The organism is Peribacillus sp. SIMBA_075 (genome assembly GCF_046534585.1).
The window spans coordinates 1-271 of record NZ_JAWRYN010000629.1 but is presented as its reverse complement, the minus strand read 5'-3'; the positions used below and the strand labels follow the sequence as shown (position 1 = coordinate 271).

At 37.3% G+C, this 271-nt stretch carries 1 protein-coding gene; it reads left to right on the top strand.

The window, feature by feature from the left end:
* Positions 1–271: coiled-coil domain-containing protein (locus SB775_RS29700; protein WP_410864827.1), on the top strand; the 271-nt coding region annotated here is incomplete at both ends.

The window sequence follows — 271 nt, the reverse complement described above, 5'->3', positions numbered from 1 at the left end:
AAGCTTTAGCGATTTCATCAGCCGTGCAGGTGCTGTATCTACACTAATCAACGCAGACAGCGAAATCATTAAAGAGCAAGAAAGAGACAAAGCTGAACTCCAAAAGTCTGAAAACGAATTAAACACAAAGCTTGAAGATGTTCAAAAGACACTTGCAAAGCTTGAAACACTTCAAACGGACTTGAATAAACAGCTTGATGAAAAAGACAAGCTATTCAAGCAAGTGAAAAAGCAAAAAGGAAGTGCTTCTTCTGAAATCAGTGAATTAAAC